Annotated in this window: 15 protein-coding genes; 9 read left to right on the forward strand and 6 right to left on the reverse strand. The window is 74.2% G+C overall.

Features of this window, described 5'->3' with window-relative positions; translation table 11 throughout:
• Positions 1–232: 232 nt before the first annotated feature.
• Together AB0J08_RS09380 and AB0J08_RS09385 are read right to left on the reverse strand one after the other, a co-directional pair.
• Positions 233–502 carry a hypothetical protein gene (locus tag AB0J08_RS09380; protein WP_360629510.1) on the reverse strand — a complete coding sequence of 90 codons (270 nt, stop codon included), beginning with the start codon at positions 500–502 and terminating at the stop codon, positions 233–235.
• A 7-nt stretch (positions 503–509) separates the two neighbouring features.
• Positions 510–734 carry a hypothetical protein gene (locus tag AB0J08_RS09385; protein ID WP_360629513.1) on the reverse strand — a complete coding sequence of 75 codons (225 nt, stop codon included), beginning with the start codon at positions 732–734 and terminating at the stop codon, positions 510–512.
• A 508-nt stretch (positions 735–1,242) separates the two neighbouring features.
• Between AB0J08_RS09385 and AB0J08_RS09390 the strand changes: the two genes are divergently transcribed.
• Both AB0J08_RS09390 and AB0J08_RS09395 read left to right on the forward strand, forming a co-directional pair.
• Positions 1,243–2,229, forward strand: coding sequence for a helix-turn-helix transcriptional regulator (locus AB0J08_RS09390; RefSeq protein ID WP_360629914.1), 987 nt, complete (start codon positions 1,243–1,245; stop codon positions 2,227–2,229).
• A gap of 423 nt (positions 2,230–2,652) precedes the next feature.
• Positions 2,653–5,040, forward strand: a complete 2,388-nt coding sequence (locus tag AB0J08_RS09395) for an endonuclease/exonuclease/phosphatase family protein (RefSeq protein ID WP_360629917.1) — start codon at positions 2,653–2,655, stop codon at positions 5,038–5,040.
• A 69-nt stretch (positions 5,041–5,109) separates the two neighbouring features.
• Here AB0J08_RS09395 and AB0J08_RS09400 read toward each other — a convergent pair whose 3' ends face one another.
• Positions 5,110–6,054: an SGNH/GDSL hydrolase family protein gene (locus tag AB0J08_RS09400; protein WP_360629516.1), complete on the reverse strand. Its 945-nt coding sequence runs from the start codon at positions 6,052–6,054 to the stop codon at positions 5,110–5,112.
• 315 nt (positions 6,055–6,369) lie between these two features.
• Between AB0J08_RS09400 and AB0J08_RS09405 the strand changes: the two genes are divergently transcribed.
• Together AB0J08_RS09405 and AB0J08_RS09410 are read left to right on the forward strand one after the other, a co-directional pair.
• Complete coding sequence (locus AB0J08_RS09405; protein ID WP_360629519.1) at positions 6,370–8,025, forward strand: FAD-binding dehydrogenase; 1,656 nt, start codon at positions 6,370–6,372, stop codon at positions 8,023–8,025.
• Positions 8,026–8,281: 256 nt separating this feature from the next.
• A complete protein-coding gene (locus AB0J08_RS09410; RefSeq protein WP_360629522.1) occupies positions 8,282–10,276 on the forward strand; it encodes a serine/threonine-protein kinase in 1,995 nt (664 codons plus the stop codon).
• Positions 10,277–10,308: 32 nt separating this feature from the next.
• On the opposite strand, the gene AB0J08_RS09415 is transcribed toward AB0J08_RS09410, so the two are convergent.
• Positions 10,309–10,956, reverse strand: a complete 648-nt coding sequence (locus AB0J08_RS09415) for an NAD(P)-binding domain-containing protein (protein WP_360629525.1) — start codon at positions 10,954–10,956, stop codon at positions 10,309–10,311.
• Positions 10,957–11,062: 106 nt separating this feature from the next.
• Here AB0J08_RS09415 and AB0J08_RS09420 point away from each other — a divergent pair, with 106 nt between their 5' ends.
• Positions 11,063–11,434, forward strand: coding sequence for a helix-turn-helix domain-containing protein (locus AB0J08_RS09420; RefSeq protein WP_360629528.1), 372 nt, complete (start codon positions 11,063–11,065; stop codon positions 11,432–11,434).
• Between the two features lie 87 nt (positions 11,435–11,521).
• Here AB0J08_RS09420 and AB0J08_RS09425 read toward each other — a convergent pair whose 3' ends face one another.
• Positions 11,522–11,872: a metalloregulator ArsR/SmtB family transcription factor gene (locus AB0J08_RS09425; protein WP_360629531.1), complete on the reverse strand. Its 351-nt coding sequence runs from the start codon at positions 11,870–11,872 to the stop codon at positions 11,522–11,524.
• A 71-nt stretch (positions 11,873–11,943) separates the two neighbouring features.
• On the opposite strand from AB0J08_RS09425, the gene AB0J08_RS09430 reads away from it, so the two are divergent.
• The 4 genes from AB0J08_RS09430 to AB0J08_RS09445 all read left to right on the forward strand — a co-directional run bounded on the left by AB0J08_RS09430 (position 11,944) and on the right by AB0J08_RS09445 (position 16,533).
• Positions 11,944–13,932: a heavy metal translocating P-type ATPase gene (locus AB0J08_RS09430; RefSeq protein WP_360629534.1), complete on the forward strand. Its 1,989-nt coding sequence runs from the start codon at positions 11,944–11,946 to the stop codon at positions 13,930–13,932.
• A gap of 4 nt (positions 13,933–13,936) precedes the next feature.
• On the forward strand, positions 13,937–14,347 hold the full coding sequence (locus AB0J08_RS09435) for a (2Fe-2S) ferredoxin domain-containing protein (protein WP_360629536.1): 411 nt from the start codon (positions 13,937–13,939) through the stop codon (positions 14,345–14,347).
• A 112-nt stretch (positions 14,348–14,459) separates the two neighbouring features.
• Positions 14,460–14,723, forward strand: a complete 264-nt coding sequence (locus AB0J08_RS09440) for a hypothetical protein (protein WP_360629539.1) — start codon at positions 14,460–14,462, stop codon at positions 14,721–14,723.
• A 142-nt stretch (positions 14,724–14,865) separates the two neighbouring features.
• A complete protein-coding gene (locus AB0J08_RS09445) occupies positions 14,866–16,533 on the forward strand; it encodes a metallophosphoesterase family protein (RefSeq protein WP_360629542.1) in 1,668 nt (555 codons plus the stop codon).
• 126 nt (positions 16,534–16,659) lie between these two features.
• Here AB0J08_RS09445 and AB0J08_RS09450 read toward each other — a convergent pair whose 3' ends face one another.
• Positions 16,660–17,145 (reverse strand): peroxiredoxin, encoded by a 486-nt coding sequence (locus AB0J08_RS09450; RefSeq protein WP_360629545.1) that lies wholly within the window; start codon positions 17,143–17,145, stop codon positions 16,660–16,662.
• Positions 17,146–17,400: the final 255 nt, after the last annotated feature.

Raw genomic sequence — 17,400 nt, forward strand, 5'->3', positions numbered from 1 at the left:
GGCCCGCCGGGCCCCCCCCGGCGCAGCCCGCCCCCCCCCCCCCCCCCGGCGCGCCCGCCGTCCGTCCGTCCGCCCCACCCTGGGCGGGAGCCGGGCCCGCCCAGGGTGGGGCCGCCGTGGGTCCGATGTGTCCGGCCGGTGGAGGCGAGCGCTCGGAATCGGCCAAATTTCCGAGGGGTGGGGATCGGTGGAAACCCCTACGGAAGGCCGGAAAGCGGTCGGGGCGACGCGGTCAGGGCATCGCGGCGGCGAAGCGGCCGGTCGGGCCGGCCGCCAGGGTGCGGTCCAGCAGGGCCAGCGCCCGCAGCTCGGCCACCCCCTGGTCCGGGGCGCGGACGTACAGCACCAGACCGACGCCGCCCCGGACGGCACGGGCGCGTACGTGCTCCAGTCCGTCGCCCGGCCCCGCGCACCCCCACAGAGCCGCCTGGACGTCGGCGGCCCCCGCCTCGCCCGTCGGCGCGGCGGAGACCTCCAGGAGGCTCAGGTGGACGGAGAACACCGAGTGGTCAGTCCCAGCCGATGCCCGGGGTGCCGGTGGCGTTGACGTCCCAGCCGATCGCCCCCGGCAGCGCGAGGTCCCAGCCGATGCCGTTCCCGGCGGCCGCGCTGCCCGCGGGGGCGGTGGCAGCGGTGGCGGCGGTCGACGACGGGGCGGCGAAGGCGGGCGCGGCGGCGGTGGCGAGGGAGAGTGCGAGGGCGGCGGCGGCGAGCAGCCGGACGGTCTTGGGCACGGCGGTTCCTGTTCTGGGCACAGTGGTTCAGGGCGCGAAGGGGCGGATCGCGGGCCGTTGGGCGAGCGCGGGGCGGTGGAGCGCGGGGAGGGTGTACGCAGGGGGAATCCTCCCGGTGGCGGTCCTTCGGCGGGAAGGGCGGCAGCGGGCAGCAACAGGACAGGCAGCAAGCTGCAACCTGCCGGCGCGAGCGCCCGAGATGTGCGCCCCTCGGCGGCCCCGGCCACCGGCGGCAGGCCCCCGGGAGGCTCCCGCCAGGCCTCCGGCGGGGCTCCCGCCAGGCCCCCGGCGGGGCGGCCGGGGCCGCTGGCCCGGGCCCGCTGCCGGGGGCCCCGTGAGGGCACTCCCGGATCGGTCCGGCACGGCTGTCGGCGTGGTTCCCCGGTGCGGGCCGACGTACACCCGAGCCGCTTGACCGGATCATGCCTTGTGACGCCCGGTGTCGCGGCGCAAGGATCGAGCCGCGGATCGCCCGATAATCCCATTGCGACGATCAGGGGTCGTGGAAGTGCTGGAACTGCTGGGGCTCGACACCACCGCGGAGGCCGTCTACCGCGAGATGCTGGCCGACCCCGAAGGTGGCGTCGTCGAGCTCTGCGAGCGGCTCCGGCTCCCCGAGCGCGCCGTCCGGGAGGCCCTGGACCGGCTCGCCGACCTGACCCTGCTGCGCGCCTCCCGCGATCGCCCCGGGGCCTTCTGGCCGGTCAGCCCGGAGCGCGGCCTGGAGCTGCTGCTGCGCCGTCAGGAGGAGGACCTGGCCCGGCGCCAGCAGGAGCTGGCCGTCTCCAAGGCGGCCGTGGCGCGGGCGGTGGCCGAGTACGCGACGCTGCGCGCGAGCACCCTGGTGGACGGCGGCGAGCGGCTGGTCGGTCTGGACGCCATCCAGGCCAAGCTGGAGGTGCTGACCGCCCGGCTGACCTCCGAGTGCCTCGCGGTGATGCCCGGCGGCGCGCAGTCCGCGGCCAGCCTGGCCGCCTCCCGGCCGCTGGACGAGGACGCCCTGGTGCGCGGGGTGAGCCTGCGCACCATCTACCAGGACAGCGTCCGCAACGACCCGGAGACCCTCGGGTACGCGCAGTGGATGACCGGCCTCGGCGGCCGGGTGCGCACCGCGCCGGTGCTGCCGCCCCGGATGCTGGTCTTCGACCGGTCCACCGCCGTGGTGCCGATCGACCCGGAGAACACCCGGCTCGGCGCCCTGTGCACCGAGGAGCCGGGCATCGTCGCCTCGCTGGTTGCGCTCTTCGAGCAGACCTGGGAGACGGCCGTCCCGCTCGGCACCCACCGGGCCGAGGACGCCGGGACGGGCCTGAGTGCCGGCGAGCGCGAGCTGCTGCGGCTGCTCTCCACCGGGCTCACCGACGACGCGGCGGCCAAACGGCTCGGCGTCTCGGTGCGGACGGTGCGCCGGCAGATGGCCGCGCTGATGGAGCGACTGGACGCGGGCAGCCGGTTCGAGGCGGGCCTGAAGGCGGCTCAGCGGGGTTGGCTGTAGGGCCGGTCGGTCGGTCGTCCGGTCGATCGGCCAGTCGTCCGATGAGGCGTCCGGTCGGTCGGCCGGTCAGTCGTCCGATGAGGCGTCCGGTCAGTCGGCGTCGAAGCTGTCGTGCACGTCACAGCTTCGGGTGCGATCTCTTCGGCGGTACCGATTGTTCACCGCCGGGGGCTTGTCGGGTCATTTTCTACGCGCGTATCTTAAGGCGCTGCGGGGGGCCGTTCCGGGGTCCCCGCGCCTGCATTTCTACGCGGGTAGCGCGCGGTCCGCGCCTGCCTGACCCACTCTCACGTCCCGGCGGCCCCACGACTGCCGGACGAAACGTGCCGCCCCCGTTGTCGTGCCGCCGCGCGCCACGACAGACCAAGGAGTCCCGTCCAGGTGACCACCTCCCCCGCTCCCCGCCCGCGTTCGCGCCGCGCCCTGCTCCGCGCGACCCTCCTCCCGGCCGGTCTGGCCGCCTCGCTGGTGCTCGTCCCGCTGCCGGCCGCGGTGGCCGCGCCCTCGGCCGACGCGGTGATCGCCGAGGTGTACGGCGGCGGTGGCAACTCGGGTGCCACGTTGAAGAACGACTTCATCGAGCTGGCCAACAAGGGCGGCGCCGCCTTCGGTCTGGACGGCTGGAGCGTGCAGTACATATCCGGCACGCCCGGCGCGAGCTCCCAGTGGGGCGTCACCCCGCTGACCGGCGCGATCGCGCCCGGTGCGCGCTACCTGGTCGCCGAGGCGGCCGGTGCGGGCGGCACCGTCGAGCTGCCCACCCCGGACGCGGCCGGTGCGTTGGCCCTGTCGGGCACCAGCGGCACCGTCGCCCTGGTCCACGGCACCGACCCGCTGACCTGCAAGACCGCCGCCGACTGCGCCGCCGACACCCGCGTGCGGGACCTGGTCGGCTTCGGCACCGCCGTCGTCCACGAGGGCCCGGCCGCCGCGGCCGGCGCCTCCAACAGTGCCTCGGTGGCCCGCAAGGCGGGCCTCGCCGACACCGACGACAACGCGGCGGACCTCACCGCCGGCGCCCCGACCCCGACCAACGGCAAGGGCGAGGCGGCCGAGGGCTCCACCCCGACCGGCCCGACCGAGCCGGGCGCCGTCCGGATCCACGACGTCCAGGGCGCCACCCGGCTCTCGGCCCGGACCGGCACGACGGTCACGGGCGTGCCCGGCATCGTCACCGGCGTGCGCGGCTACGGCTCCAAGGGCTTCTGGATCCAGGACCCGAACCCGGACGCCGACCCGGCCACCAGCGAGGGCGTCTTCGTCTACACCGGCAGCGCCACCCCGACCGTCAAGGTCGGCGACTCGGTGCTGGTCACCGGCAAGGTGACGGAGTACTACCCGAACTTCAACGGCGGCTCGCAGTCGCTCACCCAGCTCACCAACCCGGCCGTCACCGTGGTCTCCGCCGGCAACCCGCTGCCGGCGCCGGTCGTGGTCGACACCCGCGACATCCCCGGCACCTACACGCCGCAGGCCCCGGCCGGCGCCACCATCGAGTCCCTGCCGCTCCAGCCGGAGAAGTACACCCTGGACTTCTACGAGTCGCTGGAGGGCATGCTCGTCCAGGTCGAGGACGTCCGGGTGATCCAGGCGACCGACAAGTACAACGAGCTCTGGGTCGCGGCCGACAAGCAGGACCAGAAGAGCAAGCGCGGCGGCGTGCTGTACGAGTCGTACCAGGAGCCCAACGTCGGTCGTCTGATGGTGCAGCAGCAGGCGCCGGCCGCCCAGCGGCCGTTCCCGGTCGCCAACGTCGGCGACGTGCTGACCGGTACCACCGACGGCCCGCTGGACTACAACGGCTTCGGCGGTTACACGCTGGTCGCCGGCACCCTCGGCGCGCTCCAGGACAACCACCTGCAGCGCGAGGTCACGGCCCAGCCGGCCGACCGCGAACTGACCATCGCCACCTACAACGTGGAGAACCTCGCACCCGGCAACCCGGACGCCAAGTTCGCCGAGCTGGCCCGGGCCGTCGTCACCAACCTGCGCTCGCCCGACGTCCTCGCCCTGGAGGAGATCCAGGACAACAACGGCGCCAAGAACGACGGCACGGTGGACGCGAGCGTGACCGTCGCCAAGTTCGTCGCCGCCATCAAGGCGGCCGGCGGCCCGGCGTACGAGTGGCGCTCGATCGACCCGGTGGACGGCAAGGACGGCGGCGAGCCCGGCGGCAACATCCGTCAGGGCTTCCTCTTCAACCCGCAGCGGGTCTCCTTCACGGACATCCCCGGTGGCAGCGCCACCTCCGCCGTGGACGTGACCGGCACCGGCTCCGCCGCCGCGCTGACCGCCTCGCCCGGCCGGATCACCCCGGCCGACGAGGCCTGGGCGAGCAGCCGCAAGCCCCTGGTGGGCCAGTTCTCCTTCCGCGGCAAGAAGGTCTTCGTCATCGCCAACCACTTCAACAGCAAGGGTGGCGACCAGGGCATCGACAGCCGGTTCCAGGCCCCGGCCCGCAGCTCCGAGGTGCAGCGGATCAAGCAGGCCACGCTGGAGCAGGCCTTCGTCGCCAAGCTGCTGGCCGCCGACAAGGAGGCGAAGGTGGTCTCGCTCGGCGACTTCAACGACTACCAGTTCTCTCCCGCGCTGGCCGCGCTCACCAAGGACGGCGTGCTGCGCGACCTGGTGAACGAGCTGCCGGAGAAGGAGCAGTACTCCTACGTCTTCCAGGGCAACTCGCAGGTGCTGGACCACATCCTGGTCAGCCCCGAGGTCGGCTACGCCAAGTACGACGTGGTGCACATCAACAGCGAGTTCGCCGTCCAGGCGAGCGACCACGACCCGCAGGTGGTCCGCATCAAGCCGTGATGCCCGTCGTGGCACGACCGAGGGGGCGGTGACCGGGCATCCGGTCACCGCCCCCTCGGGCTTGTGCGGCTACTTCAGCGCGGCGAGCACCGCGTCCGCCATCACCTTCTCGCCGGTGGCGTTGGGGTGGAACGGGACGGCCGGGGAGCCGGGGAGCGCGCCCTCGATCCAGCGGTCGTCCGAGCAGACGTCGTGGCCGACGGTCGGGGTGGCGGTGTCCACGTAGGTGGCGCCGTTGGCCGCGGCGGTGGACTTCAGCATGGCGTTCAGCTTGCCGAGGGTGCCGTACATGTACTCGACGTCGCCGGCGGTGACGGGCTGGCGGAGGAAGCACTTCGAGCCGTCGGCGGGCAGCACGGAGGGGTAACCCACCAGCAGCACCCTGGCGTTGGGGGCCTTGCCGTGGATGCGCTTCAGGGTGTCGGCGATCTGCGGCTTCGCGGCGGCGATCCGGTCGGCCAGGTCGTCGTTGCCGTACTGCCAGGACCAGCTGGACCAGTCCCAGTAGCCGTGGTGGAAGAAGTCCTTGCAGGGCGTGCCCAACGGGTTGACCACCGCGCCGGCGATGCAGACGCCGACCAGTTCGCCGAGCCCGAGGTCGGTGGCGCCGAGGTCGTTGCCGCCGATGCCGAGGGTCACCAGGTCGGTGTCGGCGGTGACGGCGTCCAACTGCGGGTCGTTGACCCGGATGAACGCGTCGTACTGGGGCTGCGTCATGGCCTTCACCTTGGCGGCGGCGCACGTGACGTCGGTGTAGGCGCCGGCCCTGAGGGCGGCGGCCACCAGGTGGCCGTAGTTGCGGTCGGAGCGCAGGCAGAGGCCGGCCGACTGGCCGGGCACCCCGGCGCCGGCGGCGTAGGAGTCGCCGAGGGCCACGTAGTGGCCGGGGGCGGGGGTGGCGGCCTGCGCGCTGGTGGAGGTCAGGGCGAGGGCCGCGCCCAGTGCCGCGGCGCCGAGCAGGGCGGACTTCCGGGAGGTGCGGGTCGTGCGGCGTTTCCGGGCAGGGCGGAGCACGGGTTCCTCCTGGGGGAGAGAGAACGAGTGGGGGTCGTGCGAGCCGGGCCACAGCTTTACTACCGACAGGTAAGTTACTGCCAGGTTTCGAATCCGTCCATGCGCGGCGCGGAAATTCCCGAAAAACCGTCAGAAGTATTTCGGAATAACGCTCCACCGTGTATCGAAGGTATTTCCGAAACGCCTCGGAGCGGAATTCCCGCCGCTGCTTGTTACCCGCCGGTTGACTCGCCCCGCCGCAGGCCGCAGTATCGGGCGCACGCCGCACCGCCGGACCGCCGGCCGCGCCGCCGGACCACTGATGGAGGAGAGCGCATGGCCCTGGACGCCGATGTCATCGTCATCGGAGCCGGCCTCGCGGGCCTCGCCGCGACCGCCGAACTCGCCGACGCCGGAAGGCGGGTGATCCTGCTCGACCAGGAGCCGGCCGCCTCGCTCGGCGGTCAGGCGCACTGGTCGTTCGGCGGCCTCTTCCTGGTCGACTCGCCCGAGCAGCGCCGGATGCGGATCCGCGACTCGCACGCGCTCGCCCTCCAGGACTGGCACGGCACCGCCGGCTTCGACCGCCCCGAGGACGCCTGGCCGCGCCGCTGGGCCGAGGCGTACGTCGACTTCGCGGCGGGGGAGAAGCGGGCCTGGCTGCGCGCCCAGGGCGTGCGCTTCTTCCCGGTGGTCGGCTGGGCCGAGCGCGGCGGACTGCTGGCCGACGGACCGGGCAACTCCGTCCCCCGCTTCCACATCACCTGGGGCACCGGGCCCGGCCTGCTCGAACCCTTCGTCCGCCGGGTTCGGGCCGCCGCCGAACGCGGCCTGGTCGACCTGCGGTTCCGCCACCGCGTCACCGGACTGTCCGCGCACGCCGGGGTCACCGACACCGTCGCCGGCGAGGTGCTGGTGCCCAGCGAGGCGGCCCGCGGCACGGCCAGTTCGCGCGAGGTCGCCGGCCACTTCGAGCTCCGCGCCCAGGCCGTGATCGTCACCTCCGGCGGCATCGGCGGCAACCACGACCTGGTCCGCAAGGCCTGGCCGGCCCGGCTCGGCACCCCGCCCGACCGGATGCTCTCCGGGGTGCCCGCGCACGTCGACGGGCTGATGCTGGGGATCACCGGCGAGGCCGGCGCCAACCTGATCAACGGCGACCGGATGTGGCACTACACCGAGGGCATCGAGAACTGGGACCCGATCTGGTCCCGGCACGGCATCCGCATCCTGCCCGGCCCGTCCTCGCTCTGGCTGGACGCCCGCGGCCGCCGGCTGCCGGTCCCGCTCTTCCCCGGCTTCGACACCCTCGGCACCCTCGAACACCTCCGCACCACCGGGTACGACCACACCTGGTTCGTGCTCAGCCAGAAGATCATCGAGAAGGAGTTCACCCTCTCCGGCTCCGAGCAGAACCCCGACCTCACCGGCCGTTCGCTGCGCGGCGTCCTCGGCCGGGCACTGCCGGGCGCCCCCGGGCCGGTCCGGGCGCACCTGCGGCACGGCCCCGACTTCGTGGTCGCCGGCAATCTGCCGGACCTCGCGCGCGGTATGAACGCCCGCACCCGCGAGACGCTGATCGACCCGGACGAGCTGCGCCGCACCGTCGAGGCCCGGGACCGGCAGCTGGCCAACCCGTTCGCCAAGGACCTCCAGGTCACCGCCATCCACGGTGCCCGCCGCTACCTGGGCGACAAGCTGATCCGCACGGCCGCGCCGCACCGCATCCTCGACCCGGCCGCCGCCCCGCTGATCGCCGTCCGGCTGAGCATCCTGACCCGCAAGTCCCTCGGCGGGCTGGAGACCGACCTCTCGGCCCGGGTGCTGCGGCCCGGCGGCGAGGTGCTGGAGGGCGTCTACGCGGCGGGCGAGGCGGCCGGCTTCGGTGGCGGCGGCGTGCACGGCTACCGCTCGCTGGAGGGCACCTTCCTCGGCGGCTGCCTCTTCTCCGGCCGCACGGCGGGCCGGGCGGCGGCGGCCGCGACGGCGTAGGGGGGAAGGCCCTCCCGCGGGGGCGGGACGGGGCCTTTCGCGGCGGCCCGCCGCCGGCTGTCCGGCACCTAAGAGCCGGACCCGGGCGAGGCCGCGCGGATCCCGCCGGAGAGCATCCGGCGCTCGCTGCGGCCCGATCCGCCCGATCCGCCCGCCGCGACCGGTACTGACGGGGCGTCGGGTGAGGGAGACTGAGGGCAGAACATGACGCGTTATCGACAACCCGTTGGTGCGGGGCATCGCGAGAGGGCAGGGCATGACTGGTCGGGGGGCCGTACTCGGAGGTCGTTACACGCTGACCGAGTGGATCGGTGGCGGGGGAATGGGGGCCGTCTGGCGCGCCGACGACGGGGTGCTGGAACGGCAGGTGGCGGTCAAGGTCCTGCACGCGGGGCTGCTGGAGGAGGGGACGTTCGCCCGGCGCTTCCGGCGTGAGGCCCAGCTGCTCGCGGCGATCAGCCACCCGGGCATCGTGGACGTCTACGACTACGGGGAGAGCGGCGGCGACGGGGAGGGCGGCGCCGAGCGGGAGCGGATCGCGTACATCGTGATGGAGCTCGTCGACGGGCGGCCGCTGGACAAGGTCCTCGCCGAGGACGGGCCGATGCCGCCCGAACGGGTGCTGAGCATGCTCGCCACGGCGCTCGACGCGCTGCACGCCGCGCACCAACAGGAGATCGTGCACCGGGACGTCAAGCCGTCGAACCTGATGCTCGGGGGCGACGGCCGGGTGACGGTGACGGACTTCGGCATCGCGCGGGCGCTCGTGAGCACCACGCTCACGGCGACCAACGTGGTGATCGGCACCGCGCTGTACATGGCTCCCGAGCAGGCCGGGGGTGGCGGCGTCACGCCGGCCTCGGACCTCTACTCGCTCGGCGTGGTCTGTTACGAACTGCTCACCGGCAGACCGCCGTTCACCGGCGAGAGCGTGGTCGAGGTCGCGCTCAAGCACGTCCAGCAGCCCGCGCCGGAGCTGCCGGCGGAGTTCCCGCCGGCGGTGCGGGAGTTCGTGGCGCGGGCCCTGGCCAAGCAGCCCGGGGACCGGTTCGCCGACGCCGCCGCGATGGCGGCCGCGGCGCGGGCCTCGGTCGGTGACCGGTCGGTGCCGGTTGCCGCCGTGGTGCGCGCCGTTCCGCCCGCCGTGCCGGGGGACCAGGCGGCCGGCGGCCCGGCGGTCGAGGTCGCCCGGGTGGCGCCCCGGACCGTTCCCGAGCCCCCCGCGCGCCGGAACTGGCGCCGTTTCCTGGTGCCGATCGTCGTCCCGGTGATCATCACCAGCGGCGCGGCCACCGTCCTGCTGATCGACGCCGGCCCGTTCCGTTCCCAGGGGCAGACCCCAGGCGCGCAGCCCGCCGTCTCGGTGTCCGCCACCACGATCACCGACGCGCCGACGGCCGAAGCGTCGCCCACCGAGCCGGCCGCCACCACGCCGCCGGGCGGGGAGACGACGCCCGCCACCCCGCCGCCCGCCCCGCCCGAGACCACCCCCGCGCCGAACACCGGCGGTCAGCCCGTGGCCCCGGTGCCCAATCCCGGCGGCGGGGCGGTGGCGGGCGGCACCGGGTCGTCCGGTGGTTCGTCCGGCGGGGCCGGTGGCACTGCGCCGAAGACGGGCGGCGGCGGTGGCACTGGTAGCGGCAGCAGCGGCGGTGGCGGTGCCGGCGGTGGTGGCGGGGCCGCACCCGCACCCGCGCCCAACCAGCCGGCCCCGCCCGCTCCGGCGCCCAACCAGCCCGCGCCGTCGGCGCCCGCACCCAACCCGCCCGCGCCCACCCAGCCCGTCCCCAACCCGCCCACGTCGAATCCGCCGGCCCCGACCGTGCCCGCCGGGTGCGGCGGCGCGAACTGGGGAGCCATCGTCAACGTGGCCGACGGTCAGAAGCTCGGCCTGTCCACCGACAGCCCGGCGCCGGGCGCGGCGGCCGTCATGGGCGGGACGACCGCCTACGGCTGGGTCCGCTCGGCACCGAACCCCGGCGGCTGGTACCAGATCTACCCGTGCAACCTGAGCGGCCCGGCCCTCGTCCAGGACGCCGACTTCTCGAACCAGTCGAACACGAAGGTGCTGCTCTCGCCGGGGTTCAGCTTCATGAACAACTGGTCGGTGGTCGGCGCGAGCACCTCGGGCGTCTACTACCTCAAGGACTACATGGGCTCGACCTGCCTGACCGACAACGGCGCGGGCAAGCAGGTCACCATGACCGCCTGCACCCCGGGCAACAAGTACCAGGAGTGGCGGATCCCCTGAGTCCCGATCCCGGCGCTGTGACCCCGGGCCTCTCAGCCCTCCCCGCCCGCGTACGCCAGCGGCGGGAGGACGGCCCGGGCGTCCACTCCGGCGAGCCAGAGGCCGATGGCGAAGGCGGTCGCCGCCTCCAGCAGCCCCGCCCGGGCCAGGCCGCCGGCCGGCAGCGGTTCGGCACCGAGGTCGGCGGCCAGCCGGCCGACCAGGGCGACCGCGGCCGGGTCGTCCCCGCAGAGCGGGACGGCCAGCGGGTGCCCGTCGAAGACCGGCGGGGTGCGCCGCCAGACGCTCTCGTGGCAGACGTTGAACGCCTTCACCACATGCGCGCCGGGTGCGGCGGCGGCGATCCGCTCGGCCATCGACGGCCCGCCGGCCGTGGTGAGGGCGAGCGTGCCGGCCGCGATCGGGTTGGTGCAGTCGATCAGCACCCGGCCGGCCGGCGGGGCCGCCTGCGCGACCACCTGCTCCACCCGGTCGGCCGGGACGGCGAGCAGCACCGCCTCGCCGAACTCGGCGGCCGCGGCCGGGTGTTCCAGTGCCCGCGCGCCCTCGCCCAGCCGCCGTGCCGCGGCCGCGGCGCGGCCGGCGTCCCGGGCGCCGAACGCCACCTCGTGCCCGGCCCGGACCCACTGGCCGCCGAGCGCCTGCGCCATGTTCCCCGCTCCGATGATGCCGATCCGCATGTGCGATCCTCTCCCGCTCCGGCCCGATCGGCCGGTTCGGGATGACTCTAGGAACGGCGATGGTTACCGATCGGTGCGTGATGGACCGGAGAGGACGGGGGCGTCGATGGCGGCGGACGACGTGGCGGGCGAGGCGTTCCTGGCGGACTGCCGGGCCCGGCTCGCCTTCGACCTGCTGGCCAACACCTGGAACTCGGTGGTGCTCTGGGCCCTGCGCGACGCCCCCGAGCGCCCCGGCGAACTGCGGGCGCGGATCGGCGGCATCAGTGCCAAGGTGCTCACCGAGACACTGCGCCGACTGGAGTTCAACGGCCTGGTGGAGCGCCGCAGTTACGCCCAGGTGCCGCCGCGGGTCGAGTACGCCCTGACCCCGCTCGGTCGCACCCTGCTGCCGAGTCTGGAGGCGCTGGGGGCATGGGGTTTTCGGCACGGCGACGCGGTACTGGAGGCCCAGGACCGGGCCGCGGGGAAGGGCTGACGTCGGACTGCGCCGGGCGCCGGGCCGCGCCGAGAGAGTGCGGCCGTGCGGGTGTGGCCGCGCCGGGCGCGATCGACCGGGCGGGCCCTAGCGGTCGTCGGTGACGCCGAGGCGCAGGTGGTCCACGTGGTAGACGGCCTGGTCGAGCAGGGCGGCGACGTGGTCGTCGTGGAGGGAGTAGACCACCGAGCGGCCGCGGCGTTCGCCGACGACCAGGCCGAGGTTGCGCAGCAGGCGGAGCTGGTGGGAGCAGGCGGACTGCTCCATGCCGACGGCGTCGGCGAGTTCGGTGGCGGCCCGCGGGCCCTCTCGCAGTTGGGCGAGTATCAGCAGGCGGGAGGGGGTGGCGAGGGCCTGGAGGGTGCTCGCCACCTTGGCCGCGTTGGACGCGTCCAGGCGCATCTGCGGCACGGTGTTCTCGGCGGCTGCGTGTCCCATGGGGGCATCCTACGGGCAGCGGTCGGCCAAAGGATGAAAGCTTGTTCATGTGTTCCTGTATGGTGACGGCCATGTCCGCCACGCCCCTGTCCAGTGCCCTGCTCACCCGACCACCGGCCGCCGCCGCCCCCGCGACGGCGCGGCCGCGCCGCACCCGGGTGCTCGCCCTGCCCGAGACGCGCTGGGCGGCCGCCGCCACCGCCGCCTTCCTGGCCGCACTCGCCGTGCGGCTGCTCGACGGCCCGGACTGGGCCTCCGGCCCGCTGTACGCGGCCGCCTATCTGGCCGGCGGCTGGGAGCCGGCCCTGGCCGGACTGCGGGCGCTGCGCGGGCGGACCCTCGACGTCGACCTGCTGATGGTGGTCGCCGCACTCGGCGCCGCCGCCATCGGACAGGTGCCGGACGGCGCCCTGCTGATCGTGATCTTCGCGACCAGCGGCGCGCTGGAGGCGCTGGCCACCGCCCGGACCGCCGACTCCGTCCGCGGCCTGCTCGACCTCGCCCCCGCCACCGCCTGCCGGCTCGCCCCCGACGGCCGGGAGGAGACCGTCCCCACCGCCGGACTCGCCGTCGGCGACACCGTGCTGGTCCGCCCCGGTGAGCGGATCGGCGCCGACGGCCGGGTGCTCGACGGCAGCAGCGAGGTCGACCAGGCCACCATCACCGGCGAGCCGCTGCCCGCCGCCAGGTCGGTGGGCGACGAGGTGTACGCGGGCACGCTCAACGGCGCGGGCGCGCTGCGGATCCGCGTCGAACGGGACGCCGCCGACTCCGTGATCGCCCGGATCGTCGCCATGGTGCAGGAGGCCTCCGAGACCAAGGCGCCCACCCAGCTGTTCGTCGAGAAGGTCGAACAGCGTTACGCCGCCGGCCTGGTGGTCGCCACCCTGCTGCTCTTCGCCGTCCCGCTCGCGCTCGGCGCGGAGCTGACCGCCACCCTGCTGCGCGCCATGACGTTCATGATCGTCGCCTCGCCGTGCGCCGTGGTGCTGGCCACCATGCCGCCGCTGCTCTGCGCCATCGCCAACGCCGGCCGGCACGGCGTGCTGGTCAAGTCCGCCGTGGTGATGGAGCGGCTCGGCCAGGTGGACGCCGTCGCCCTGGACAAGACCGGCACCCTCACCGAGGGCACGCCGAGGGTCGTCGAGCTGCGCCCGCTGGGTGTCACCGGGGACGAGCTGCTGGCCCTCGCGGCCGCCGCCGAGCACCCCAGCGAGCACCCGCTGGCCCGGGCGGTGGTCGCCGCCGCCCGCGAGCGCGGCCTGGTGCCGCCCGGCGCCACCGACTTCACCCCCACGCCGGGCGTCGGCGTGCGGGCCGTGGTCGCCGGCGCGGTGGTCGCGGTGGGCGCCCCCGGCCCGTACCGCGCGCTCCCCGCCGTCACCGAGCTGGAGGAGGACGGCCGCACCGCCGTCCTGGTGCTGCGCGACGGTGAACCCGTCGGCGTGCTCGGCCTCGCCGACCGCCCGCGCGAGCAGGCCGCGGCCGCCGTCCGGGGCCTGACCGCGCTCACCGGCCGCCCGCCGGTGCTGCTCACCGGGGACAACCGGCGCGCCGCCGAGCACCTCGCCCGGGAGGTCGGCCTGACCGACGTCCGGGGCGGGCTGCTGCCCCAGGACAAGGTGGCGGCGGTCCGCGAACTGGCCGACCGCGGACGCCGGGTGCTGATGGTCGGGGACGGCGTCAACGACGCACCCGCGCTGGCCGCCGCACACAGCGGGGTCGCGCTGGGCCGGGCCGGCTCCGACCTCGCCCTGGAGACCGCCGACGCGGTGGTGGTGCGCGACGAACTGACCGCCGTCGGGGCGGTGGTGGCGCTGTCCCGGCGGGCCCGCCGGCTGGTCGTGCAGAACCTGGTGATCGCCGGGGCGTTCATCACCGCCCTGGTGCTCTGGGACCTGGCCGGTACGCTGCCCCTGCCGCTCGGTGTCGCCGGGCACGAGGGCTCCACCGTGATCGTCGGCCTCAACGGCCTGCGGCTGCTGCGCGAACGGGCGTGGTTGCGGGCCCTCCGTCAGAAAGCCCCGAACGGCGGGGCCGGGAACCACGAGGAGTGCTGAGCCGATGAGCCGTCGAGACCGCGAGCGCGGTGGCACCAAGGGGGCCGCGGCCCCGGTGACCGTCACCGTCTGCCGGGGCTGCTGCTGCGGCACCCAGGAGAAGCACCCGGGCGTCGACCACGCGGGCCAGTACGAGCGGCTGCGCGAGGCGGTCGGCGCGGCGGGCCGGGTCCGCGCGGTCAAGTGCCTGGACGCGTGCGCGCACTCCAACGTCGTGGTGGTCGGCCCGTCGAGCGAGGGCCGGGCGGCGGGCGGCCGCCCGGTCTGGCTGGGCTGGGTCCTGGCGGACGACATGGTCGAGGAGATAGCCGAGTGGGTGCACGCCGGCGGCCCCGGCCTGGTCGAGCCGCCCGGGCTGCTCGACCTCCAGCAGGTCACCGTCTCCCGCCGGATCCGGGACGGCCTCCCGGACTGAGGCCCGAACCGGCGGTCCCGGCCCCGTCGGACCGTCCGGCTCCGGGGCGGTCCGCGCGGCGGGCCGGGGCACTACCATTTACCGGGCGCCCCGGCTTGGGAGGAACTTCGACGTGACCACGGTCTGCCGCATCTGCGCGGGTACCGGCCGCACCGCCGGTCTCAGCTGCCGCACCTGCCAGGGCACCGGCACCACCGAGGTCGGCGGCGGTGGCGGCAACTGCTTCCTCTGCGACGGCACCGGTGTCTATGTCCGCTACCGGGTCGACGCGGCCGGTGCCAAGCACGCCTACCGCGACGAGGTCTGCCGCACCTGTGACGGCACCGGCAACCGCGCCCCCTCCAGCTGGGACGAGATCGCCCCGCCACCCCGGTGAGCTCCGCCGCCCGGACGAGCCCCGCCGCCGCGGCGGCTTTGCCGGGACATGGTCGAACATTGGTGTTCGACTGACCGGTACGCCGGGGCGCGTTCACCGTACGTCCGTGTCCGGTCAACGCTCCGCTGACAGAGTCCCGCCCATGGATATCCCCAACATGGGCGTGCCCGCGAAGCTCGCCGACCGCATGAGCACGGCCGAGCAGCACGAGTACCTGCGGGCCCGCTTCTCCCGTCGCCGGATGCTGCGCACCGGCGCCGTCACCGTCGGCGCCCTGGCGGTGGGCGGTGCGCTGGGCAGCGGCACCGCGACCGCCGCGCCGGCCTCCCCGCAGCTGCTGACGGGCGGGGCGGCCGAGGGCGTGGACGGCGCGCTCGTCGCCCCGATCGGTCGTCACCTCGCCTTCGGTCCCGAGCCGGACACCCAGTTCCGGGTCTCCTGGCAGGTCCCGGCCCCGGTGAAGAAGCCGTTCCTGCGATACGGCAGGCAGCCGTGGGACCTCAGCCACAAGGTCCAGGCCGAGGTGCGAGCCCTGCACACCCCCGCGCTGACGCCGACCGGCCAGCCGGTGGACCAGTACTACCTGCACGTCGCGCTGGAGGACCTCCAGCCCGACACCACGTACTACTACGGCGTCGGCCACCAGGGCTTCGACCCGGCCTCGAAGCAGGCGATCTCCACCCTGAGCACCTTCCGCACCGCGCCCTCGCGCGACCACCGCTGGGGCAAGGTGTACGAGCCGTTCACCTTCACCGCCTTCGGCGACCAGGGCGTCAGCGCGCACGCGGCCGGCAACGACCACGTCATCCTGGCCCAGAACCCGGCCTTCCACCTGCACGCCGGTGACATCTGCTACGCCGACCCGGCCGGCTCCGGCCGGGACTCCGACAAGTCGGTCTACAACGCCCGCACTTGGGACGACTTCCTGGTGCAGACCGAGACCGTGGCGTCGAAGGTGCCGTGGATGGTCGCCTACGGCAACCACGACATCGAGGCCTGGTACTCGCCCAACGGGTACGGCGGCGAGAACAACCGCTTCTTCCTGCCGGACAACGGCCCGGACCCGCGCACCGTCCCCGGCGTCTACTCCTTCCGCTACAAGAACGTCGGCGTCATCTCGCTGGACGCCAACGACGTCTCCTACGAGATCCCGGCCAACCTGGGCATCTCGGCGGGCAAGCAGACCAAGTGGCTGCAGCGCACGCTGAAGGACTTCCGCAACGACGAGACCGTCGACTTCGTCGTGGTCTTCTTCCACCACTGCGCCTTCTCCACCACCCACCAGCACGCCTCCGAGGGTGGGGTCCGCGAGGCCTGGGTGCCGCTGTTCGAGAAGTACCGGGTGGACCTGGTGATCAACGGTCACAACCACGTCTACGAGCGCACCGACGCGATCCTCGGCAACAAGGTCTCCAAGGCGGTGCCGAGCGGCGCCACCCTCGAACCGGCCACCGACGGCGTGGTGTACGTGACGGCGGGCGCGGCCGGCCGCAGCCTGTACGGCTTCGACGCCCCGGACACCTACGAGGGCCACGAGAACCGGCTCGACTCGGTGGACACCTACCACTTCGCCAAGGGCGGGGTGAAGGTGACCGAGAAGGTCGAGTGGTCGCGGGTGCGCTACACCGGCTACTCCTTCCTCAAGGTCGACGTCACCCCGGCGCAGCTGGGGCAGAAGTCGTCGATGAAGGTGACCGCGCTGGCCGAGAACGGCACGCAGGTCGACCACTACACCATCCTGCGCAAGGTCGGCGAGGGCTGGGACGGCGCCACCGACGACGACGGCGAGGGCGGCGGCTGGGGCTGGTAGTGCGCCCCGGCACGTTCGGGTGGCCCGGCCGGGGATTCCCGGCCGGGCCACCGGCGTTCGCGGGCCCGTCCGGCCCGTCCGGCCCGTCCGGTTCGGGCCGGTCGGGTCGGGGCCGTGGCGGTGGGTCTACCCGAGTGCGGCCAGCTGCGCCGCGAGGGTGTCGCTGTGCTGGAAGGTCAGCCCGGCGAGGGCGACGTGCTTCCAGCGGACCGCGCCGTCGCCGTCCAGGACGAACACCGAACGGCGCAGCCCGAGCCCGGGGACGGCGATGCCGTAGGCGCGGACGACGGTCCGGTCCGGGTCGGCGAGCAGCGGGAAGCCCAGGTGGTGCTTGCGGGCGAACTGCTCGTGGCTGTCCAGGCCCTGCGGGCTGATTCCCCACACGGTGGCGCCGAGTCCGCGGAAGCGGTCCAGGTCGGAGCTGTACGAGCAGAGCTGCTTGGTGCAGACGGGGGTGTCGTCGCCGGGGTAGAAGACCAGGACCAGCGGGCTGCCCTTGGCTTCGGCGAGCCGGTACTCGCGGCGTTCGGCGGTGCCGGCCTGCTCGTCGAGCAGCACACCGGGCAGGGTGAACTCGGGGGCGGGGGAGCCGACTTCGGGTGGTTTCGCCATCGTTGTCCGGTCCTTCGGGTGGGCGGCGCGGTCGCCGCCACCCTATGCCCGGGCGGGGTGGCCGGGCGGTCGCCGCTCCTGCGTTGTTGAAGAGTTGATGCCGATCTTCGAAGGCTTCGCGGACGTCGTGCACGAATGTGCGCAAGGTCTTCACTTCATAACGAATCGAGCAGTTGCGCTCCGAGTTTCCATTCAGTTATTGACGGAATCGTCGCGCGCGGCTTGACTCCGTCCTCTGCCGCAATGACGCGGCGC

The organism is Kitasatospora sp. NPDC050463, from assembly GCF_040655255.1.
Classification (GTDB): Bacteria; Actinomycetota; Actinomycetes; order Streptomycetales; family Streptomycetaceae; genus Kitasatospora.

Bases quoted from the DNA above. Each gene is read 5' to 3' on its own strand.
- AB0J08_RS09420 (WP_360629528.1), top strand. From the start codon at position 11,063: ATGGCGGCGGACGACGTGGCGGGCGAGGCGTTCCTGGCGGACTGCCGG.
- AB0J08_RS09445 (WP_360629542.1), top strand. From the start codon at position 14,866: ATGGATATCCCCAACATGGGCGTGCCCGCGAAGCTCGCCGACCGCATG.
- AB0J08_RS09435 (WP_360629536.1), top strand. From the start codon at position 13,937: ATGAGCCGTCGAGACCGCGAGCGCGGTGGCACCAAGGGGGCCGCGGCC.
- AB0J08_RS09425 (WP_360629531.1), bottom strand. From the start codon at position 11,872: ATGGGACACGCAGCCGCCGAGAACACCGTGCCGCAGATGCGCCTGGAC.
- AB0J08_RS09430 (WP_360629534.1), top strand. From the start codon at position 11,944: ATGTCCGCCACGCCCCTGTCCAGTGCCCTGCTCACCCGACCACCGGCC.
- AB0J08_RS09415 (WP_360629525.1), bottom strand. From the start codon at position 10,956: ATGCGGATCGGCATCATCGGAGCGGGGAACATGGCGCAGGCGCTCGGC.
- AB0J08_RS09405 (WP_360629519.1), top strand. From the start codon at position 6,370: ATGGCCCTGGACGCCGATGTCATCGTCATCGGAGCCGGCCTCGCGGGC.
- AB0J08_RS09450 (WP_360629545.1), bottom strand. From the start codon at position 17,145: ATGGCGAAACCACCCGAAGTCGGCTCCCCCGCCCCCGAGTTCACCCTG.
- AB0J08_RS09410 (WP_360629522.1), top strand. From the start codon at position 8,282: ATGACTGGTCGGGGGGCCGTACTCGGAGGTCGTTACACGCTGACCGAG.